Origin of the sequence: Mycobacterium sp. 852002-51961_SCH5331710, assembly GCF_001665535.1 — a bacterium.
Lineage (GTDB): Bacteria > Actinomycetota > Actinomycetes > Mycobacteriales > Mycobacteriaceae > Mycobacterium.
In genome coordinates this window covers 12,915-34,265 of record NZ_LZSQ01000001.1, presented here as the reverse complement: position 1 = coordinate 34,265, position 21,351 = coordinate 12,915, and the positions used below count along the sequence as shown (strand labels likewise).

General features: G+C 67.2%; 16 protein-coding genes. 10 read left to right on the top strand and 6 right to left on the bottom strand.

Annotated elements, in window-relative coordinates; genetic code table 11:
- Positions 1-4 precede the first annotated feature (4 nt).
- The 3 genes from A5752_RS00160 to A5752_RS00150 are packed head-to-tail and all read left to right on the top strand — an operon-like array spanning position 5 to position 2,347.
- Positions 5-514: a nuclear transport factor 2 family protein gene (locus tag A5752_RS00160; protein ID WP_067080205.1), complete on the top strand. Its 510-nt coding sequence runs from the start codon at positions 5-7 to the stop codon at positions 512-514.
- The gene (locus A5752_RS00155) at positions 511-1,515 is read left to right on the top strand and encodes an NAD-dependent epimerase/dehydratase family protein (RefSeq protein WP_067080202.1); all 1,005 of its coding nucleotides are present in this window, start codon (positions 511-513) and stop codon (positions 1,513-1,515) included. The genes A5752_RS00160 and A5752_RS00155 overlap by 4 nt, the downstream gene beginning before the upstream one ends.
- A gap of 13 nt (positions 1,516-1,528) precedes the next feature.
- Positions 1,529-2,347: a class I SAM-dependent methyltransferase gene (locus A5752_RS00150; protein ID WP_067080199.1), complete on the top strand. Its 819-nt coding sequence runs from the start codon at positions 1,529-1,531 to the stop codon at positions 2,345-2,347.
- Positions 2,348-2,422: 75 nt separating this feature from the next.
- On the opposite strand, the gene A5752_RS00145 is transcribed toward A5752_RS00150, so the two are convergent.
- Complete coding sequence (locus tag A5752_RS00145) at positions 2,423-3,079, bottom strand: enoyl-CoA hydratase-related protein (RefSeq protein ID WP_067080196.1); 657 nt, start codon at positions 3,077-3,079, stop codon at positions 2,423-2,425.
- 124 nt (positions 3,080-3,203) lie between these two features.
- Positions 3,204-4,703, bottom strand: coding sequence for an HNH endonuclease signature motif containing protein (locus A5752_RS00140; RefSeq protein ID WP_231983289.1), 1,500 nt, complete (start codon positions 4,701-4,703; stop codon positions 3,204-3,206).
- On the opposite strand from A5752_RS00140, the gene A5752_RS00135 reads away from it, so the two are divergent.
- The 3 genes from A5752_RS00135 (at position 4,702) to A5752_RS00125 (ending at position 6,666) form a co-directional block, all read left to right on the top strand.
- Entirely contained in the window at positions 4,702-5,082 is a 381-nt protein-coding gene (locus A5752_RS00135) for a DUF427 domain-containing protein (RefSeq protein ID WP_067080193.1), read from the top strand. The genes A5752_RS00140 and A5752_RS00135 overlap by 2 nt on opposite strands.
- 27 nt (positions 5,083-5,109) lie before the next feature.
- Positions 5,110-6,021, top strand: coding sequence for a DNA-3-methyladenine glycosylase family protein (locus A5752_RS00130; RefSeq protein WP_067080190.1), 912 nt, complete (start codon positions 5,110-5,112; stop codon positions 6,019-6,021).
- An 81-nt stretch (positions 6,022-6,102) separates the two neighbouring features.
- Complete coding sequence (locus A5752_RS00125; protein ID WP_064418170.1) at positions 6,103-6,666, top strand: Dps family protein; 564 nt, start codon at positions 6,103-6,105, stop codon at positions 6,664-6,666.
- On the opposite strand, the gene A5752_RS00120 is transcribed toward A5752_RS00125, so the two are convergent.
- Together A5752_RS00120 and A5752_RS00115 are read right to left on the bottom strand one after the other, a co-directional pair.
- Positions 6,659-8,083, bottom strand: coding sequence for a chloride channel protein (locus A5752_RS00120; RefSeq protein ID WP_067080187.1), 1,425 nt, complete (start codon positions 8,081-8,083; stop codon positions 6,659-6,661). The two genes, A5752_RS00125 and A5752_RS00120, sit on opposite strands and share 8 nt — an antisense overlap.
- Before the next feature lie 12 nt (positions 8,084-8,095).
- Positions 8,096-8,911, bottom strand: coding sequence for a PaaI family thioesterase (locus tag A5752_RS00115; protein WP_067080184.1), 816 nt, complete (start codon positions 8,909-8,911; stop codon positions 8,096-8,098).
- A 54-nt stretch (positions 8,912-8,965) separates the two neighbouring features.
- Here A5752_RS00115 and A5752_RS00110 point away from each other — a divergent pair, with 54 nt between their 5' ends.
- The 4 genes from A5752_RS00110 (at position 8,966) to A5752_RS00095 (ending at position 18,455) form a co-directional block, all read left to right on the top strand.
- A complete protein-coding gene (locus A5752_RS00110) occupies positions 8,966-11,053 on the top strand; it encodes a heavy metal translocating P-type ATPase (RefSeq protein WP_067080181.1) in 2,088 nt (695 codons plus the stop codon).
- Between the two features lie 413 nt (positions 11,054-11,466).
- Positions 11,467-16,059 (top strand): glutamate synthase large subunit, encoded by a 4,593-nt coding sequence (gene gltB, locus A5752_RS00105; RefSeq protein ID WP_067080178.1) that lies wholly within the window; start codon positions 11,467-11,469, stop codon positions 16,057-16,059.
- Positions 16,052-17,518: a glutamate synthase subunit beta gene (locus A5752_RS00100; protein WP_067080173.1), complete on the top strand. Its 1,467-nt coding sequence runs from the start codon at positions 16,052-16,054 to the stop codon at positions 17,516-17,518. Before gltB ends, A5752_RS00100 begins: the two co-directional genes overlap by 8 nt.
- Before the next feature lie 106 nt (positions 17,519-17,624).
- Positions 17,625-18,455, top strand: a complete 831-nt coding sequence (locus A5752_RS00095) for a polysaccharide deacetylase family protein (protein WP_231983288.1) — start codon at positions 17,625-17,627, stop codon at positions 18,453-18,455.
- Positions 18,456-18,843: 388 nt separating this feature from the next.
- On the opposite strand, the gene A5752_RS00090 is transcribed toward A5752_RS00095, so the two are convergent.
- Positions 18,844-19,692: an LLM class F420-dependent oxidoreductase gene (locus tag A5752_RS00090; protein ID WP_067080167.1), complete on the bottom strand. Its 849-nt coding sequence runs from the start codon at positions 19,690-19,692 to the stop codon at positions 18,844-18,846.
- Between the two features lie 91 nt (positions 19,693-19,783).
- On the bottom strand, positions 19,784-21,280 hold the full coding sequence (locus A5752_RS00085) for a potassium/proton antiporter (RefSeq protein ID WP_067080164.1): 1,497 nt from the start codon (positions 21,278-21,280) through the stop codon (positions 19,784-19,786).
- Positions 21,281-21,351 lie beyond the last annotated feature (71 nt).

Sequence of the window (21,351 nt, the reverse complement as noted above, 5' to 3'; positions counted from 1 at the left end):
TGGTGTGACGGGCAGCAGCACCTTCAGCCGCGACGAATTGGCCGCGGCGTTCCAACAGTTCGAGGCGACAGTCGACCGCGCCGCACAGACCCGCGACTGGGATCCCTGGGTCGACCAGTACACCGAAGACGTCGTCTACGTCGAGCACGCGGCGGGCACCATGCGCGGCCGCGAACAGGTGCGCCCCTGGATTTGGAAGACGATGGAGTCGTTTCCCGGTAGCTACATGACGTCGTTCCCGTCGCGGTGGACCGTGATCGACGAGGCGACCGGCCGCATCATCTGCGAGCTGGACAACCCGATGCGCGACCCCGGCGACGGCACAGCCATCAGCGCCACCAACGTCTCGATCCTCACCTACGCCGGCGACGGACTGTGGCGTCGGCAAGAAGACATCTACAACCCGCTGCGGTTCGTCAAGGCGACGGTCAAATGGTGCCGCAAGGCCGCCGAACTCGGCACCTTGCCGCCCGAGGCCGAGGAGTGGATGAAGCAGTACGGAGGAGCCAAGTGAGCAAGCTGGTCATCGGAGCCAACGGTTTCCTCGGATCGCATGTCACCCGGCAACTGGTGGCCGCAGGCCACGACGTCCGCGTCATGGTCCGCCCGAACGCGAACACCAAGAGCATCGACGATCTGCCGGTACAGCGTTTCCTCGGCGACATCTGGTACAACGACACGCTGCGCGCGGCCATGACCGGAGTCGACGACGTGTACTACTGCGTCGTGGACACGCGCGGCTGGCTCAAGGACCCCACGCCGCTGTTCTATACGAACGTCGAGGGCACCCGAAACGTGCTCGAGGTCGCCAAGGACATGCGTTTGCGGCGGTTCGTCTACACCAGCAGCTATGTGACGGTCGGCCGCAGGCGCGGGCACGTGGCGACCGAGGACGACGTGATCGTCGACAAGGGTTTGACGCCGTATGTGCGGTCGCGGGTGCAGGCCGAGACGCTGGTGCTGCAATATGCGCGCGAGCACGGCGTGCCCGCAGTCGCGATGTGCGTGTCGACCACCTACGGCGGCGGCGACTGGGGCCGCACCCCGCACGGCGCGATCATCGCCGGGGCGGCGTTCGGCAAGCTGCCGTTCGTGATGCGCGGTATCGAGTTGGAGGCCGTCGGTGTCGACGACGCCGCGCGCGCCATGCTCCTCGCCGCCGAGCACGGCCGAGTCGGCGAGCGGTACCTGATCTCGGAGAAGATGATCAGCAATGCGGAGGTGGTGCGCATCGCGGCCGAAGCCGCGGGGATGCCTGTGCCGACGAAGTCGCTCCCGCTGCCGGTCTCCTACGCGATGGCCGCCCTGGGCACCGCCAAGGCGCGGGTGACGGGCAAGGACGAGAAGTTCTCGCTCGGCTCGCTCCGGCTGATGCGCGCGGAAGCGCCGGTGGATTGCAGCAAGGCGCGACACGAATTGCGTTGGAGTCCAAGGCCTGTCGAGGAGTCGATCCAGGCGGCCGCCAGGTTCTGGGCGGGGCTGCGGGACGCGCGGCGTACGAGCAAGGCCGGTTAGCCCGCGAGTAGAGATGCCCGACAAGCTCCCCGTCGATTTGTCCGGTGCGCCGCAGACCATGCTTGCGACGTTCTACGCCAAGGCGCTCGACGCCGACTTGCCCAACGCGATCCTGGGTGACCGGTTTGCCAAGGACATCGTCGAGCGCATCGACTACGACTGGTCGAAAACAACGATCACGCCGGCCAATTCGGCATCGGTGACCACCCGCAGCGCGCACTTCGACAGGTGGACGCGCCAGTTCCTGGCCGCGCACCCGCGGGCGGTCGTGTTGCATCTGGGCTGCGGGCTGGACGCGCGGGCGTTTCGAGTGGACACCGGGCCCGGGGTCGACTGGTTCGACATCGACTATCCGGAGGTCGCGAGTCTGCGCACGCAGCTCTATCCGCACCGCGACCGTTACCGGGTGATCGGCGCCTCGGTCGCAGATGCATCTTGGCTGTCCGGAATCCCCTCGGATCGGCCGACTTTGATGATCGCCGAGGGCCTCACCATGTATCTGACGGAATCCGACGGTGCGGCGCTGCTGCGGCGGGTGGTCGACGGGTTTCCCTCCGGTGAACTGCAATTCGACGCGTTCAGCCGGCTCGGCATCCGGTCGCAGGTCCTGAACGCGGTGGTGCGGCGCTCGGGGGCGACGCTGCAGTGGGGGATTGACGGTCCGGACGACATTGCCGAGGCGGTGCCCGGTGTGCGGTTGCTGGCGTGGGTGTCACCGTTCGATTCGCCGACATTTCGTGACGTCGCCTGGTATTACCGGGCGATGGGGCGTGCGATGGCTGTGCTGCCGTCGCTGCGGTACATCGCGCAGTATCATCGCTGGGCGTTCTGACCGTTGCACTCGAAGCTGAAGATATGCATGCAAATGAGCGGTGGTTCGTGCAGAAGCTCAGTTTCGGGAGGCTAGCTACCGGACCTTGAGTTCGGCGATCACTTCCGCGTACAGGCGCGCCTTGATGGCACCGAACACCGTGCCGGCTTTGGCGGCCAGCGCACCGGCGCGCGTGACCGCGGTGTCGAGGACTTCACCCTCCCCGGCGGTGGCCGCGGCGATCCCCGCCGCGCGGGCGTCCTCGCCGCCGTAGCGTCGCGCCGTGGTCATCGCGTCGTGCGCGGTCGCGATCGGAAGGCGGGACCGGATGAGGGCGTTCATCCCAGCGGTGAACGGGATGCCGAGGTCGACCTCCGGCAGGCAGAAGAAGCCGCGATCGGCGCGCATGACGATCTGGTCGTGGGCCAGCGCCAGCATCGCACCGGCGGCGAACGCGTGCCCTTGCACCGCGGCGATGATCGGCGCCGGGAACGCCAGCACGCGTACCAACAGCGCGTGCACGTCGGCCAGATTGGCCTCGGCCGCATCGGGATTCGCGGCCATGAAGTCGAGGTCGAGCCCGTTGGAGTAGAACTTGCCGCTGCCCGTGGTGACGACGGCCCTCGGCCCGTCGGCGGCCTCCACCTCGTCGAGTGCCGAGTTCATCGCGGTCAGCCGGTCGGGGTGGAAGCGGTTCTCGTCCTCGCCGAGGGTCAACACGTACACCGCGCCGTGCCGTTCAAGTTCTGCCATCAGCCGATTACACCACCTACTTAGGAACAGACGGCGTACTACCCGAATAAGGCCTACCCGTCGTGGCACATCATCGCGGTAGCGGCGTGGTTCGGCGACCGACCGCACCAGCCGGCGTCGGCTCTTAGAACGGTGCCGGGTCGGCATTACGCGCCCGCTCAGCTCTGATCCGTGCGGCGAATTCGGCTGCGCGAGTGCGTCTTCGCTTCGGCATCTTCGCTGCGCGATCAGGTGTGGGCGGTGGAATATCCGGTGGCGGTGGCAAGTTGGCGGTGGTCGTGTCCCATTCGAAGAACAGCTTGCTACCGGGGTGGGTGGTATAGGTGTGGCCGCTCGGTGCGGTCCAGATGACAGTTCCATCCGGAAGCTGGACGTCGCGCCAGCCGTCAGGGCCGCCGCAGAATGTCTTCATCATGTGGTTCTTACGGCACAGGCATTTGAGGTTCGACGGATGCGTGGGCCCCAGGGGCCACGGGGTCGTGTGATCGATGTCGCAGAGGTCGGCAGGCACATCGCATCCCGGTGCGCGACAGTACATATCACGCATGCGCACGAATTCGGCCAGCGCCGCTGACGGCTGATACCGCGACTCGGCTTCCGACCTCGGCATCTTGATCGGGCGCACCTTCGCCCCGCGGCTGATCAGCCAGGGCAGTAGGAACGTGGGCAAAGCCCCTTGGCCCAGCAGTACTGCAGTGCCACGCTTCTCGGTTGTGGGAGCGGCCTCGCCTTCGGTTGCGCGAGTGGCATTGTCGAGCGCGGCTTGGTCGGCGATCACGTGTATGAGGACATTCGACGCATGCACACCGGCAGCGGCGCATGTCGGCGATCCGCACGCACAAGCCAATTGGTTATGGCCGGCCGCTAAGGCGCCGACAGCGTCGGCGCGCCGCTCGCCGATACTGCGCGGATCGTCGTCGCACAGCCCCTTCATCATCTCGGCGACGCGCCGTTTGAGGGCGGCCGCATCCGTGGCCAACAACCGGCCCCACACCGAAGTGGTGCCGGCCGGGTCGTCTTCGTCACCGAAGTGGAAGTCCCGGGTGCGGGCCGTAGCTTTTGATTTCCGCACCGCGAGCGGGTCGAACCGGTGGACGAGCGCGTCGACCGCATCGTCGAGTCGTCGCTCCGACAGCGGACTCAATCGAGACGCCCGTTGGGCGAGTGCGGTGTCGATGAGTGCCAACGCCTCAGGATCCTCGATCAGCGTGGTGCGCCATGTGATCGTCGAGACGATCCGCGCACTGATACCGCCCTGCTCGAACAACGCGGCCACCTGTGGCAGCCGCTCGCGCAGCGCCTGCGCGATGCGCATCTGCCCCGAAGCGCGGCGATGACCGACCGTCATCGCCGCAGCCACCTCGGCGGCGACGGCATCCCACGGATCGAACGCGGACCGCTGCCGCTCGTCGTCATCGCACACCTTGCGCCGGACCAACTCTGCAATGGCCGCGAGCCGGCGTGCGGCGGCTTGTGCCTCCGCACGTGCACCCTCGGCGATGGCGGCGACCACAGCGGCGTCGTCGGCCTCTGCGAAGTCCGATCCGAACATGTGTTCGACTATGCCATCGTCCACCGACACGTCCGGAATGCCGACCGCCACCTTGGGCGTTGGCCATGTCATGAGCGATCGACCCGTACTCGAGCCCACCGCGGAGCATCCGATCACCGTCGAGCCGACCGGCAGACACGTCACCGTCCGGGTGAACGGCGAGATCGTCGCCGACACAGAACGTGCGTTGACGCTTCAGGAGTCGACCTATCCGGCGGTGCAGTACATCCCGCACAACGACGTCGTCCAAGACAAACTCAGGCCCAGCGACACCCAGACGTACTGCCCGTTCAAGGGCGACGCCAGCTACTACGACCTGGTGACCGACAACGGCACCGTCGTCGAGGACGCCATCTGGACCTACCAGAAGCCCTACCCGGCCGTCGCCCCCATCGCCGGTCACGTGGCGTTCTACCCGGACAAGGCGGAGGTCACCGTCGTTCAGGCATAAACCGTCGACCCGGCATAACCTTGGCCGGTGCACACCTCGGTCAGCGTCGTCTTCGACGGCCCGGTCAGCCCCGCGTTGACCCTGGCGCCGCTGCGGCGTGGCCGGAAGGACCCCTGCTACTTCGACGACCCCGACGGCGCGATCTGGCGCACCAGCCTGATGCGCAGCGGCCCGGTCACCGCGCGCCTCACCAAATCGGCACCCGACACCGTCGACTGCGAAGCATGGGGCGAGGGTGCCAGGGAATTCGCCGAGACCCTGCCCGCCCAACTCGGCGCTTACGACGACAGTGTCGGCTTCGCGCCCACGGAACCGACAATCGCCGCGGCGCATCGACGCGTGCGGCATCTCCGGCTGGGCCGCACCGACCGCGTGCTCGAAGCGCTGATTCCGGCGGTGCTCGAACAGCGGGTCTACGGCAAGGACGCGCGCCGCGCGTGGCGGCTGCTGGTCACTAAGTTCGGCGCCCCCGCACCCGGTCCGGCGCCCGCGCACATGCGGGTGCCGCCGCCCGGTGACATCTGGCGCCGCATCCCGTCGTGGGAGTTCCACCGCGCCAACGTCGATCCGCGCCGCGCTCGCACCGTCGTCGTATGTGCTCAGCGCGCCGACTCCCTGGAACGGCTGGGCGCCCGGTCACCGGCCAGGGCGCGTGCCGCGATGGCGTCGCTTCCGGGGGTCGGTGAGTGGACCGCGGCCGAGACGAGTCAACGCGCGTTCGGTGACGCGGATGCGCTCTCGGTCGGCGACTACCACCTGGCGAAGATGGTCGGGTGGAGCTTGCTGGGCCATCCGATTGACGATCCCGCGATGGTCGAGGTGCTCGAACCGCTTCGCCCGCACCGTCACCGCGCTGTGCGCTTGTTGGAAGTGAGCGGTCTTGCGGTGCTTCCGCGGTTCGGCCCGCGCATGGCGATCCCGAATCTGATCGAGATGTGACGTCTGTGACGTGGTGATTACCCCGCCGACGCAGCGGGTAGTCGAAGCCTCGACACCGTATGCGTGCAAAGGAGCTTTCCCATGCCTAAGTCTCAGTACACCGTTCCGGGTATGACCGACAAAGACGCGGCCAAGATGGCCGAACTGTTACAGAAGCAGCTGAGCCGGTACAACGATCTGCACCTGACACTCAAGCACATTCACTGGAATGTGGTGGGCCCGAACTTCATCGGAGTCCACGAGATGATCGACCCGCAGGTCGAGTTGGTGCGCGGCTACGCCGACGAGGTCGCCGAGCGCATTGCGACGCTGGGCTACTCGCCGAAGGGCACGCCGGGCGCGATCATCGGCGACCGCTCCTGGGATGACTACTCGCTGGACCGCGACACCGTGCAGGCGCACCTGGCCGCACTCGATCTGGTCTACGACGGTGTCATCGAGGACACCCGAAAGAACATCGAGGACGCCGAGGATTCCGATCCGGTCACCGAGGACATGCTGATCGGCCACGCCGCCGAGTTGGAGAAGTTCCAGTGGTTCGTGCGTGCGCACCTGGAGAACTCGGGCGGCCAGTTGGCCAACAAGGGCGCGTCGACGGAGAAGGACGCCGCCAGCCAGGCCAAGAAGAAGGCGCCGGTCAAGTAGTCGCTTCGGGCGGAGGTGGCCGGCGTCCGTCGTCGCCACGCGCGGCGTCGGCGGCTTCCCGGTCGAGGCGCTGCGCGCGGTAGATCGAGACGTCGGTGCGCGACATCAACATGTAGGCGATACCGACGGCGACCATCGCGCACGGGATCACCGAGAACGAGCCGGTCATCTCGGCCACCATGATCATCACGGCAAGCGGCGCGTGCGCGACGCTGCCGAAGCACGCCATCATGCCGACGACGACGAACGTGGCGGGGCTGTCGGGGATCCCGGGGGCGTCGACAAGATCGCCGAGTCGCCACAGCGCGGCGCCGACGAACGCGCCTACCACGACACCGGGCCCGAAGATGCCGCCCGAACCGCCGGTGCCGATCGACAACGACGTCGCCAAGATTTTGGCGAGCGGTAGGAGCAGCACGATCCACAGCGGTATCGCCATCAGGGTGTCGGTGGCCGTGGCCTTCTGCGCCCATCCGTATCCGCTGGCCAGAACCTGCGGGATCGCCAGGCCCAGCAGTCCCACCGCGAGCCCGCCGACCGCGGGTTTGAGCACCTTGTGGCCCGGCAGCCGAGCGGTCAGTGCGACGGTTCCGTAGAAGATACGCGCGTAGAGGTAGCCGACGCCGGCCGCGACGATGCCGAGCACGACGAACCAGCCCAGATCGAGTGGGCTGTCGAAGCGGTACTCGGCGGCGACGAATCCGAACAGCGGGTCGAAGCCGAGGATCGAACCGAGTACCGAGTAGGCGGTCGCCGAGGTGATGAATCCCGGTATCAACGCCCGGTAGTCGAAGTCCCGGCGGTACACGATCGAGGCCGCCAGCACCGCGCCGCCGAGCGGGGCGCCGAAGATCGCTCCGATACCAGACCCGATGCCCAGCGACACCGCGATCCGGCCGTCCTCGTCGGACAGGTTCAGCCAACGGGTCAGCATGGATCCGAAACCTGCGGAGATCTGGGCGGCGGGGCCTTCGCGACCGCCGGAACCGCCCGACCCGATGGTCAGGGCGCTGGCGATGGTCTTGATCACGATGGCTCGTCCCCGGATGGCGCGGGGGTCGGTGTGCACGGCTTCGATCGCGCTGTCGGTGCCGTGTCCTTCGGCCTCCGGTGCGAACTTCGCGACCAGCCACGCCGATACGAGCGCGCCGCCGCAGACCACCAGCGGGATGGCCCACGGCCGGTCGAAGCCCGCCGAGCCGGGATCGCCGCCGTCGCCGACCGGTTTGGGGATCCGGTAGCCGGCCAGGTCACCGAGCAGGAAGTCGCCCGCATAGTCGAGCGCCAGATAGAACACCACCGCGCCGAGGCCGGCGATGACGCCGATCGCGATCCCGAGAATCAGCCACTTTCGGATGTAGCCGGAGCGTCGAACGAATTCCCCGAGGCCGCCGCCGGTTTCACGGGTCTCGGCCATGGTCTTTAGATGCTAGTGCGAATCTGCGCGGTATGCGGTCAGTCTGGCGAGGATCGCCACACCTCCACCGGGGCCGACGGCTTGCCCCTCGGCGACGCCCGTCCGGCGCCCGACACGCAAAGCGGTTCCGGCGTAACGAGATTCGGGTCCACTGTGGAAGGGCTTCATGAAGTTGACCCTCAGCGACGCAGTTCGCAGCGGGCGGTCTGAACCATCGGTGTCGAGTGCCGCCGATGCCACCAGTTCCAGCGCCATGGCCGTCACCCCACCGTGCACGATGCCGATCGCGTTGTTCAGCACGGGGTCCTCGTCCTGCAGCAGAACCCGCCCCGCGCCGCCGCTCTCGGCGACGCGGACCGCCATCCGGTCGGCGAGCGTGCCCGGCGGCAGCGGGCCCGACGGGCCGTCGGGGAACGGTGCGATGTCGGCGGGTGAGTGGATGTAGAACGAACGCACGGTGGCCGTGGCGAGCACGGCGTCGCGGTGGGTGAGTTCGCACAACGCCAACGCGACGTCGCTCTTGGCGCCGAACGGTCGGGCGGTTGCGACCACAGGTACATCGGGGGCGCCCGCGATGATCTCGGCGGCGTCGGGATCGGCTTCCAGGGATAGCTCGCTGGACACCGTCCACTCGTCGTCGGCGCGACGCCGGTGGTTGACGAGGCCGCACGCGTGGTCGACGAGCATCGCCATGGGCGCGATCGTCGGGGCGCCGGTCAGCGGGTTCACCATGCCGCCCACCGGGATCGCGGCCACGCACTCGCCGGGCGCGTCCGTGGACGTCACGATGCCGAACCGGCCCAGCGGAGTGTTCAGTGGATGCGACATCGAGGTACAGCGTGACCGAACAAGCCCTGGCCATATACCCCTAGGGGGTATAGCATGACCGCTATGACGCACACCGGCCATGGCGCACAGCACCCGGACACGTCCGCGGTCGGTCATTCGGGGCACGAGCATCCGCAGGGCCACGACCATTCGGGCGGCCATGACCATTCTGGCCACGTCGCCGAGTTCCGGCGCCTGTTCTGGACCATGCTCGTGCTCGCCGTCCCCACCGTCGCGCTGTCGGGGATGTTCTCGATGATTCTCGGCTACTCGCTGCCCGACGTCCCCGGGATCCGATGGGTTCCGCCGGTGCTCGGCACCGTGATGTACGTCTGGGGCGGTCGACCCTTCCTGGCGGGCGCGGTGAGCGAAATCCGTTCCCGCGCACCGGGAATGATGCTGCTGATCGGGCTGGCGATCACGGTGGCGTTCCTGTCGTCCTGGGGTGCGAGCCTCGGTGTGCTGCACCACGAGCTGGACTTCTGGTGGGAACTGGCACTGCTGATCGTGATCATGCTGCTCGGCCACTGGATCGAGATGCGCTCGCTCGCGCAGACCACATCCGCGCTCGACTCCCTGGCGGCGCTGCTGCCCGACGAGGCCGAGCGGGTCGTCGACGGCGGCACGGAGACCGTCGCACCGGCCGAGTTGCGTGTGGGCGACGTCGTGCTGGTGCGCCCCGGAGGCAACATTCCGGCCGACGGCGAGATCATCGCCGGCTCGGCGGACGTCGACGAGTCGATGGTCACCGGCGAATCGCGGCCTGTTCGCCGCGAGGCGGGCGACCACGTCGTTGCCGGCACGGTGGCCACCGACTCAGGGCTGCGGGTGCAGGTCAGCGCGGTCGGCGACGAAACGACGCTGGCCGGTATCCAGCGATTGGTGACCGAGGCGCAGAACTCGTCGTCGCGGGCGCAGCGACTGGCGGACAAGGCGGCGGGTTGGCTGTTTTGGTTCGCGCTGTCGTCGGCGATCGTCACCGCGGTGGTGTGGTCGTTCGTGGGATTGCCCGCCGCGGCCGTCGTCAGGACCATCACCGTCCTGGTGATCGCCTGCCCGCACGCGCTGGGGCTGGCGATACCGCTGGTGGTCTCGATCGCCACCGAACGCGCCGCGCGCGGGGGCGTTCTGGTCAAGGACCGGCTTGCGCTGGAGAGCATGCGGACCGTCGAGGCCGTGCTGTTCGACAAGACCGGCACGCTGACCAAGGGGGAGCCGACGGTCACCGCGGTCGCGACCGCACCCGGCCACTCCGCCGAGGACGTGCTGACGTGGGCGGCGGCCGCCGAAGCGTACTCCGAGCATCCGCTGGCCAGGGCGATCGTCGCGGCCGCGCGCGACCGCTCGCTGAACCTGCCGCCGACCACCGACTTCAGCTCGTCTCCGGCGGTTGGCGTCAAGGCCACAGTCGAGGGCCGCAGCGTCCAGGTCGGCGGCCCGCGGATGCTGGCCGAAGCGGGGCTCGCCGACCTGCCCGAAACGGGGCAGTGGCGCGACGAGGGGGCGATCATCCTGCACGTCGTGGTCGACGGTGGGGTCGCCGGTGCGATCAAGCTGGCCGACGAGGTGCGACCGGAGTCCCGCCAGGTGGTCGAGGCGCTGAACAGGCTGGGCATCGAAGTGGTGATGATCACCGGCGACGCGGAGGCCGTCGCGCGGTCGGTGGCCGCCGACCTTGGGATCGAACGGGTGTTCGCCGGGGTACGACCGGAGGACAAGGCGGCAAAGGTGGCCGAGTTGCAGCGTGAGGGCCGCAAAGTGGCGATGGTCGGGGACGGCGTCAACGACGCACCCGCGCTTGCCCAGGGCGATATCGGCATCGCGATCGGCGCGGGAACCGACGTGGCGATCGCCTCGGCCGGGGTGATCCTGGCCGGCTCGGATCCGCGCTCGGTGCTGTCGGTGCTGCAGCTCTCACGGGCCGCATACCGCAAGATGAAGCAAAACCTCTGGTGGGCAGCGGGATACAACTTGGTATCGGTGCCGCTGGCTGCGGGGGTGTTGGCACCCGTCGGCTTCATCCTGCCGATGTCCGTCGGCGCGATCTTGATGTCGGCTTCGACGGTCGTGGTGGCGCTCAACGCCCAACTGCTGCGACGGCTGGACCTCACCCCCGAAGCCAGCCTGAAAGCGTTTTCTTAAGAATCTGGCTAGGCTTTTCGCAAACCCCTACGCAGCGGTCTAAGCTGGAAAAAGCGCCGAAATAGCGCACTTCAGCAAACGCCGGGCGGCGTCGGGAGGGAAGTGTGATGTGTACCGCACCCCGCTGGAGAATCGCTGAACGCTTTGAAAATCCTAGGGCGGCAACGATATTGGGTGCAAAACCGAGTGGTGGCGAGCGAGACGGCCACACCGTCCCGCCGACGTAGTTAGGGTCTACTAAGTTGGCATGTCACCCGGTGTTTGTCATATCGTTTTCTCCACTCGGGGCAAGTGGATACAGGCCGGCGTTCGATGCTGCACGAAGGCACTCCATGGCCGGACCGGCTAACCGCCGCTGTCTACGGCTGTCAGGCAGAAGCTTCATAAGACGTGCAGGAAAAGGGTAGGTGCGAATGGCGCCCAGGATGCAAGGGCTGTACAACCCCGCGTTCGAGCACGACGCGTGCGGCGTCGCGATGGTGGCCGATATGCACGGCCGCCGCAGTCGCGACATCGTCGACAAGGCGATCACCGCCCTGGTGAACCTGGAGCACCGCGGCGCGCAGGGTGCCGAGCCGAACACCGGCGATGGTGCGGGCATCATGTTGCAGGTTCCCGACACGTTCCTGCGCGAGGTGGTCGACTTCGAGCTGCCGGAGCCGGGTAGCTACGCGACCGGCATCGCGTTCCTGCCGCAGTCGTCTAAGGATGCGGCGACCGCGTGTGAGGCCGTCGAGAAGATCGCCGAGGCCGAAGGACTCGAGGTTCTGGGCTGGCGCGAGGTACCGATCGACGACTCGCCGCTGGGCGCGCTGGCCCGCGACGCGATGCCGACATTCCGGCAGGTGTTCATGGGCGGTGCGTCGGGCATGGAACTGGAGCGTCGCGCGTACGTGGTGCGCAAGCGCGCCGAGCACGAGCTCGGCACCAAGGGACCGGGCCAGGACGGGCCCGGGCGTGAAACCGTCTACTTCCCAAGCCTTTCCGGGCAGACCTTCGTCTATAAGGGCATGCTGACCACCCCGCAGCTCAAGGCCTTCTACCTCGACCTGCAGGACGACCGGCTCACCAGTGCGCTGGGCATCGTGCACTCACGCTTCTCGACCAATACGTTCCCGTCGTGGCCGCTGGCCCACCCGTTCCGGCGCATCGCCCACAACGGCGAGATCAACACCGTCACCGGCAACGAGAACTGGATGCGCGCACGAGAGGCGCTCATCAGGACCGATGTGTTCGGCCCGAACCAGGATCTCGACAAGATCACCCCGGTCTGCACCCCAGGGGCGTCGGACACCGCCAGGTTCGACGAGGTGCTCGAACTCCTGCACCTCGGCGGGCGAAGCCTGCCCCACGCGGTGCTGATGATGATCCCGGAGGCCTGGGAGCGCAACGAGTCGATGGACCCGGCGCGCCGAGCGTTCTACGAGTACCACGCGTCGCTGATGGAGCCGTGGGACGGCCCGGCGTCGATGACCTTCACCGACGGCACGGTGATCGGGGCGGTGCTCGACCGCAACGGGCTGCGGCCATCGCGGATCTGGGTGACCAGGGACGGTCTGGTGGTGATGGCCTCGGAGGCCGGCGTGCTCGACCTCGATCCGTCCACCGTCGTCAAGAGGATGCGCCTGCAGCCCGGCCGCATGTTCCTGGTCGACACCTCCAAGGGCCGCATCGTCGAGGACGAGGAGATCAAGGCCGAACTCGCCGCCGAGCGTCCCTATCGGGAGTGGCTCGACGCCGGCCTGTTCCACCTCGACGAACTGCCACCCGGCGATTACGTGCGCATGCCCCACCACCGGGTCGTGTTGCGCCAGCAGATCTTCGGTTTCACCTATGAGGAGCTCAACCTGCTGGTCGCGCCGATGGCGCGCACCGGTGCCGAGCCGCTCGGCTCGATGGGCACCGATACTCCGGTCGCGGTACTCTCGCAACGCCCGCGGATGCTCTACGACTACTTCCAGCAGTTGTTCGCCCAGGTGACCAATCCGCCGCTGGATGCCATCCGCGAAGAGGTGGTGACCAGCCTGCAGGGCGCCCTCGGCCCCGAGGGCGACCTGCTCAACCCGAACGCCGAGTCGTGCCGCCAGATCGTGCTGCCGCAGCCGATCCTGCGTAATGCCGAACTGTCGAAGCTGATCTGCGTCGACCCCGATCACGAGATCCGCGGGCACAAGCACGGTATGCGCGCGGCGGTGATCCGCTGCCTGTACCCGGTCAACCGCGGTGGGCAGGGCCTCAAGGAAGCGCTGGACAACGTACGCGCGAAGGTGTCGACGGCGATCCGCGAGGGCGCGCGCATCATCGTGCTCTCCGACCGCGAATCCAACGAGCAGATGGCGCCGATCCCGTCTCTGCTGTCGGTATCGGCCGTGCACCACCACCTCGTCCGGGAACGCACGCGCACCAAGGTCGGGCTGGTCGTCGAGGCCGGTGACGCCCGCGAGGTGCACCACATGGCCATGCTGTGCGGCTTCGGTGCGGCGGCGATCAACCCGTACATGTCGTTCGAGTCGATCGAGGACATGGTCGAACGTGGGGTCATCACCGGCATCTCCAGCGACCAGGCCAAGGCCAACTACGTCAAAGCCGCGGGCAAGGGTGTGCTGAAGGTGATGTCGAAGATGGGCATCTCCACGCTGGCCTCCTACACCGGCGCCCAGCTGTTCCAGGCCATCGGCATCAACCAGCAGGTGCTCGACGAGTACTTCACCGGATTGACCTGCCCCGTCGGCGGAATCGACCTCAACGACATCGCCGACGACGTCGCGGCCCGCCACTCGCTGGCTTATCTCGACCGGCCCGACGAGTGGGCGCACCGCGAACTCGAGGTCGGCGGCGAGTACCAGTGGCGCCGGGAGGGTGAGTACCACCTGTTCAACCCGGACACGGTGTTCAAGCTGCAACATTCAACTCGCACCGGCCAGTACGAGATCTTCAAGGAATACACCGAGCTGATCGACGATCAGAGCGAGCGGATGGCCTCGCTGCGCGGGCTGCTCAAGTTCCGCGACGGGTTGCGCCCGCCGGTGCCGCTCGAGGAGGTGGAGCCGGCCAGCGAGATCGTCAAGCGGTTCTCGACCGGCGCGATGAGCTACGGCTCGATCTCCGCCGAGGCGCACGAGACGTTGGCCATCGCGATGAATCGCCTTGGCGGACGATCGAATTCGGGTGAGGGCGGCGAGGCGGTGTCGCGCTTCGACCGCGATGAGAACGGCGACTGGCGCCGCAGCGCGATCAAGCAGGTGGCCTCGGGGCGGTTCGGCGTGACGAGCCACTACCTGAGCAACTGCACCGACATCCAGATCAAGATGGCTCAGGGCGCGAAACCCGGTGAAGGCGGCCAGCTTCCGGGCGGCAAGGTCTACCCGTGGGTCGCCGAGGTGCGGCACTCGACGCCCGGCGTCGGCTTGATCTCGCCGCCGCCGCACCACGACATCTACTCGATCGAGGATCTGGCGCAGCTGATCCACGACCTGAAGAACGCCAACCCGCAGGCCCGTGTGCACGTCAAGCTGGTCTCCGAGAACGGTGTCGGAACGGTGGCCGCCGGTGTGTCCAAGGCGCACGCGGACGTCGTGCTCATCTCCGGCCACGACGGTGGTACGGGCGCAACTCCGCTGACATCGATGAAGCACGCCGGCGCGCCGTGGGAACTCGGTCTGGCCGAGACCCAGCAGACGTTGCTGCTCAACGGTCTTCGCGACCGTATCGTCGTCCAGGTCGACGGTCAGCTCAAGACGGGCCGCGACGTCGTGGTCGCCGCGCTGCTTGGCGCCGAGGAGTTCGGCTTCGCCACCGCGCCCCTGGTGGTCTCGGGCTGCATCATGATGCGCGTGTGCCACCTCGACACCTGCCCGGTGGGCGTGGCCACCCAGAATCCGGTGCTGCGCGAGCGGTTCACCGGAAAGCCCGAATTCGTCGAGAACTTCTTCATGTTCATCGCCGAAGAAGTGCGCGAGATGATGGCCCAATTGGGCTTCCGCACGGTCAACGAGATGGTGGGGCAGGTCGGCGCGCTGGACACCACGAAGGCCGCCGAGCACTGGAAGGCCTACAAGCTCGATTTGACGCCGGTGCTGCACGAGCCCGAGTCGGCGTTCATGAACCAGGACCTGTACTGCAGTTCGCGTCAGGACCACGGCCTCGACAAGGCGCTCGACCAGCAGTTGATCGTGATGTGCCGCGAAGCGCTGGATTCACAGACGCCGGTGCGCTTCTCGACGACGATCGCCAACGTCAACCGGACCGTCGGCACGATGCTCGGCCACGAGGTGACCAAAGCATATGGCGGACAGGGTCTTCCGGACGGCACCATCGACATCACCTTCGACGGTTCGGCGGGCAACAGCTTCGGGGCGTTCGTGCCGAAGGGTGTCACGCTGCGGGTCTACGGCGACGCCAACGACTATGTCGGCAAGGGCCTCTCGGGTGGACGGATCGTGGTGCGGCCATCGGACAGCGCTCCCGACGACTACGTCGCCGAGGACAACATCATCGCGGGCAACGTGATCCTGTTCGGTGCGACCAGCGGCCAGGTGTTCATCCGCGGCCAGGTCGGCGAGCGGTTCGCGGTGCGCAACTCCGGTGCGCACGCGGTGGTCGAAGGCGTGGGCGACCACGGTTGTGAGTACATGACCGGCGGCAAGATCGCGATCCTCGGTCCGACGGGGCGCAACTTCGCCGCGGGCATGTCCGGTGGCATCGCCTATGTTTACGACCCAGACGGGTCACTGCCGGAGAACCTCAACGCCGAGATGGTGGAACTGGAGGGCCTCGACGAGGAGGACCTCGACTGGCTCGCGGGCATGATTCAGGCCCACGTCGATGCCACCGATTCCGCTGCCGGAGCACGGATCCTCAACGACTGGGACAACAACGTGAAGCACTTCACCAAGGTGATGCCCCGCGATTTCAAGCGGGTACTCGAGGCGATCGCCGAGGCCGAACAGCGCGGCGCCGACGAGAACGGGATTGCCGAGGCGATCATGGCGGCCGCCAGTGGCTGATCCCCGCGGTTTCCTCAAGTACACCCACCGCGAGACGCCCCAACGGCGGCCCGTGCCGATTCGCCTGCGCGACTGGAAAGAGGTCTACGAGGACTTCTCCCACGACACCCTGCGCGAGCAGGCGGCCCGCTGTATGGACTGCGGGATCCCGTTCTGCCACAACGGTTGCCCGCTGGGCAACCTGATCCCCGAGTGGAACGACCTGGTGCGCAACGACCGCTGGCGCGACGCCATCGAGCGGCTGCACGCGACGAACAACTTCCCGGAGTTCACCGGCCGGCTGTGCCCCGCCCCGTGCGAGGGCTCGTGCGTTCTGGGCATCAACCAGGATCCGGTCACGATCAAACAGGTCGAGGTCGAGATCATCGACAAGGCCTTCGACGAGGGTTGGGTGACGCCGCTGCCGCCGGATGTCAAGACCGGCAAGAAGGTCGCCGTCGTCGGCTCGGGCCCGGCCGGGCTGGCCGCCGCCCAACAGCTGACCCGCGCCGGGCACAGCGTCACGCTGTTCGAGCGCGACGACCGCATCGGTGGGCTGCTGCGTTACGGCATCCCCGAGTTCAAGATGGAAAAGCGCCACATCGACCGTCGTCTGGAGCAGATGGCGGCCGAGGGCACCGAGTTCTGCACCGGGGTCAACGTCGGCGTTGACATCACCGCGCAGCAGCTTCGTAAGGAGTTCGACGCGGTGGTGCTCGCCGGCGGCGCGACGGAGCGGCGTGACCTGCCGATCCCGGGCCGGGAGCTCGACGGCATCCACCAGGCGATGGAGTATCTGCCGTGGGCCAACCGCGTGCAGTTCGGCGATCCGGTCACCGACGAAAACGGCCTGCCGCCGATCCATGCGAAGGACAAGAAGGTCATCATCATCGGCGGTGGTGACACCGGCGCCGACTGCTTGGGCACCGCTCACCGCCAGGGCGCGGCCAGTGTGCACCAGTTCGAGATCATGCCGCGGCCGCCGGAGACGCGGGCCGACTCGACGCCGTGGCCGGTCTATCCATTGATGTTCCGGGTGTCCTCGGCGCACGAGGAAGGCGGCGAGCGGGTCTACTCGGTCAACACCGAGGAGTTCATCGGCCGCGACGGGCATGTCACCGGGCTGCGTGGCCACGAGGTCAAGATGAACGCGGGCAAGTTCGAGAAGGTCGAGGGCACCGAGTTCGAGATGGAAGCCGATCTCGTGCTGCTCGCGATGGGCTTCACCGGCCCCGAGCGCAAAGGCCTGCTGACCGACCTCGGCGTCGAAATCAACGAGCGGGGCAATGTCAGCCGCGACGCCGACTTCGCGTCCTCGGTGCCCGGCGTCTTCGTCGCAGGCGACATGGGGCGCGGGCAGTCGCTGATCGTGTGGGCGATCGCGGAGGGCCGCGCCGCCGCGGCCGGTGTCGACCGTTACCTGATGGGGCACTCCGCGCTTCCGGCGCCGATCAAGCCGACCGCCGTTCCTCAGCGATGAGCGCTCGCGCGAAGAGCAGACTGCAGCGATGAGCGCTCGCTGATAGCCGGCGCGACACGCGGCGCAATGGACGGATATCGCGCTACGACGCGCGACAGTAATGGCGGTGATCGGCCGCTACCGAACTGTCCGCGCCGGGCTCGAGCTCAACCGGCGCAACTTCATCGCGGCTCTGTCCATCGCCACCGTCGGCGCCGTAGGGCTGAGCCGTTGCACCACGGACGGCCAGCCGCAGGTGACTGGCGTGGCCGCCGAGACACCCGACCCCGCCGGCTTGTTGCCGCCGCCGCCGAAGTCGGCGCGGGTTGCGTTGCCCGGCGACGGGGTGCTGAGCAGTTTGCCCGGCGACGGTGACCTCCTCGCGCTGACCGTCGACGACGGTGTGAGCAGTGACGTGGTGCGCGCTTACACTCAATTCGCGAAGGACACCGGGATACGGCTGACCTACTTCGTCAACGGCGTCTACCGCTCCTGGACCGACCATGTCGACCTGCTGCGGCCGCTGGTCGACGACGGCCAGATCCAGCTGGCCAACCACACCTGGTCGCACCCGGACCTCACCAAGCTGCCCTTGGCTGACGTGGCCGAGCAGTTGCGACGCAACCACGAATTCCTCTGGAAGACATACGGAGTCGACGCACGACCGTACTTCCGCCCGCCCTACGGCGCGACCAGTCCGCACGTCGACAAGGTGTCGAGCGACCTCGGCTACACCGTCGAGACCTTGTGGTCGGGCACGCTGGAGGACCACGAGTTGATTCCACCGGCCGAGGTCGTGCGTATGGCCGACGAACACTTCACCCCGCAGAAGATCGTCATCGGCCACCTCAACCACCCACCGGTCACCGAGGTCTTCGGGCAGTTGATCGACATTCTCGAGGCGCGCAGGCTGCGGACCGTGACACTCGATGATGTGTTTTTCCGACCTCAGACGTAGTCACATCTGTCACTTCAGCAACTCTAAAAACATCCGACTATTCATCGGCGCGCCTACCACAGTTTGCCCGAGGGCGGGGTTCTAATGACTTCATGAGGGCACTGAGGTAAGGTTAGCCCCCGGTCAGCTATCGGTTTCGACACAGGAGTCAGTTCCGTGTATGTCAACCCGCTATCCCGGTCTCGGGTGAGCCGAATCGCCTGGTCACTCCTACGTCATCCCCTGAAGAGCCGCGAATTTCCGGCCAAGGCCGAGCGCCTCATCACCGCCGACGAACTCCGTCTCTACGGCGTCTAGCGAACTGAACGGGGTGGATTTCCTCCCCCGGAGAAACTTCCGATCCGCGTTTGCCAAATCGTTATATTTCCGTGACCGTCAGAAACGACGGCTAACTTCGTAGACCCGAGGCCACGATCGCGTCGGCCAGCGGTTCTAGCACCGCGGGATCGTGCGGCGGCGGAAGGTAGATGATCGCCAGATCCAGCCCCTCTTCCCCGAGGGCAGCGGCCTCCTCGACGGCCTTGGCGTAGTTGTGGTCGGAGTCCAGCCGGACGTGCGCCGACAGCATGATCTCCTTCGGGTCCCGCCCGATGTCGGCACAGTGGCCGGCCAGCACATCGCGTTTGCGGGCGAATTCCTCCGGCGTTCCACCGACGAAGTTCCAATGCTGGGCGTACTTGGCGGTGATCCTCAGCGTGCGCTTCTCACCGCTGCCGCCGATGCAGATCGGCGGGTGCGGGCGCTGCGGTCCCTTCGGCTCGTTGCGGGCGTCCTTGAGTTGGAAGAACTTGCCGTCGAACGACGTCGTCTCCTGGCTCAGCAGACTCGTGATGATCTCGCACGCCTCCTCGAACCGGTCGAACCGTTCCCGGATCGAGCCCAGCTCGATCCCGTACGCCCCGGACTCCTCCTCGTTCCAGCCCGCGCCGATGCCGAGTTCCAGCCGGCCGTTGGACACGATGTCCAATGCGGCGGCCATGTTCGCGAGGACCGCGGGGTGGCGGTAGTGGATGCCGGTGACCAGAACGCCGACGCGCAGCCGCTCGGTCGCCTGCGCGAGCGCGGTCAGCGTCACCCAACCCTCCAGGCACGGGCCGGTCGGGTCGGAGAAGATCGGATAGAAGTGATCGAACGTCCAGCCGGAATCGAACACGTCGATCTGGTCGGCGGCCTTCCACAGCGCGAGCATGTCGGCCCAGGTCGTGTTCTGCGGGGATGTCTTGAAAGCGAATCTCACTGAATCGAGATTAGTCCGGCCCGGCTGTGAGCCGCCTGTTCACTCGGCTTCGCCGCTCCGGCCGTCTATTCGGCTTCGCCGCTCCGGCCGTCTATTCGGCTTCGCCGAATTCGTCGAACCAGTAGGCGAGCTTGCCGCGACGGCTCACCGCGCGCAGCCGGCGCTCGGCGATCGCGCGCGTCTTGGTGGTCGTGACGATCAGCAGTTCGTCGCCGATCGAGATCCGGGTGTCGGGCTGCGGAACGAAGGTGCGGCCGTTGCGGATGATCAGCGTGATCACGCTCGGATCGGGAAGGCGCAATTCCAGCACCGTGACACCGTGCAACCGCGACGGCGCCTCCACCGTCATGGTCAGCAGTTCGGCGTCCAGCACATCGAGGGGAGCCGACTCGACGTGGATCTCGCGCGTCGCCTCCTTCGGGATCAATCCCAACCGGTGCGCGACGAAGCGCAGGCTCGGGCCCTGCACCAGCGTGAACACCACCACGAGGATGAACACGATGTTGAGGAGCCGGACACTGTCGGGCACACCGCCGACGATCGGGAACGTCGCCAACACGATCGGAACGGCGCCGCGAAGACCGGCCCAAGACACGAATATCTGCTCGCGCCAGGGTATTCGGAACCAAACGAGGGACAAGAACACCGACAGCGGCCGCGCGACGAGCAACAGCACCAGGCCCGTCACGATGCCGGGAACCACCTCGATGCCAAGATCGCTGGGATCGACGAGCAGACCGAGCAGGACGAACAGACCGATCTGCGCCAGCCAACCGAGACCTTCGGCGAACGAGCGCGTGGCCGACCGGTGCGGAAGACCGGTGTTGGCGAGCACCACCGCCGACAGATACGCGGCGAGGAATCCGCTGGCGTGTGCGCTGCCGGCGGCGGCGAACGCGACCATGCCCAGCCCGAACGTGGCCAGCGGGTACAGGCCCGACGCCGGAAGCGCGATGCGGCGCAGCGCGGCAGAGCCCAGGAAGCCGACACCCAGGCCGACCGCGGCGCCGACGACCAGCTCGTAGACCAGTTCCGTGACGGCGTGCACGGGCGAGAGCTCCAGCGGTGCCACGCTGAACATCAGCACGAGGATGACGGCAGGGGCGTCGTTGAAGCCGGACTCGGCTTCCAGCAGGCCGGCCACCCGGCGGGGCAGGGGCACTACGCGGAGCACCGAGAACACCGCGGCCGCGTCGGTGACCGAGACGACGGCGCCGAGCAGCAGCGACAGCTGCCAGTCGATCCCGAGCAGCAGGTGCGCTCCCGCGGCGGTGACGACCATGCTGACTGCAACCCCGATGGTGGCGAGGGCGCCCGCAGGCGCGAGCACCCGCCGGACGTCGGAGAACCGCGTCGTCAGACCGCCCTCGACGAGGATCACGGCCAGCGCCACTGTGCCCAGGTGATCGGCGAGCAGGTAATTGTCGAATTGGAGGCCGAGCCCGTCCTCGCCGACGATGACGCCGACGCCGAGGAACAGTAGGAGGCTGGGCAGGCCGACGCGGCTGGCGGCCCTGGTGGCGACGATGCTCGCCAGCAGCACCACCCCAGCGAGCAGCAGCACGAGATACAGCTGCTCCAGGGTCATTTCCTCGCCGTTCGGAACCGGGTGGGTGGTGTGAGGTGCAGTAAAACACCTACCACGGGTCCTGGCCGGTC

What these genes read in the sequence shown, in the direction of transcription:
- A5752_RS00085 (WP_067080164.1), bottom strand. Translation starts at nt 21,280, where the DNA reads ATGACCCTGGAGCAGCTGTATCTCGTGCTGCTGCTCGCTGGGGTGGTG.
- A5752_RS00115 (WP_067080184.1), bottom strand. Translation starts at nt 8,911, where the DNA reads ATGTCGCATCCACTGAACACTCCGCTGGGCCGGTTCGGCATCGTGACG.
- A5752_RS00150 (WP_067080199.1), top strand. Translation starts at nt 1,529, where the DNA reads ATGCCCGACAAGCTCCCCGTCGATTTGTCCGGTGCGCCGCAGACCATG.
- A5752_RS00140 (WP_231983289.1), bottom strand. Translation starts at nt 4,703, where the DNA reads ATGACATGGCCAACGCCCAAGGTGGCGGTCGGCATTCCGGACGTGTCG.
- A5752_RS00145 (WP_067080196.1), bottom strand. Translation starts at nt 3,079, where the DNA reads ATGGCAGAACTTGAACGGCACGGCGCGGTGTACGTGTTGACCCTCGGC.
- A5752_RS00120 (WP_067080187.1), bottom strand. Translation starts at nt 8,083, where the DNA reads ATGGCCGAGACCCGTGAAACCGGCGGCGGCCTCGGGGAATTCGTTCGA.
- A5752_RS00135 (WP_067080193.1), top strand. Translation starts at nt 4,702, where the DNA reads ATGAGCGATCGACCCGTACTCGAGCCCACCGCGGAGCATCCGATCACC.
- A5752_RS00110 (WP_067080181.1), top strand. Translation starts at nt 8,966, where the DNA reads ATGACCGCTATGACGCACACCGGCCATGGCGCACAGCACCCGGACACG.
- gltB (WP_067080178.1), top strand. Translation starts at nt 11,467, where the DNA reads ATGGCGCCCAGGATGCAAGGGCTGTACAACCCCGCGTTCGAGCACGAC.
- A5752_RS00125 (WP_064418170.1), top strand. Translation starts at nt 6,103, where the DNA reads ATGCCTAAGTCTCAGTACACCGTTCCGGGTATGACCGACAAAGACGCG.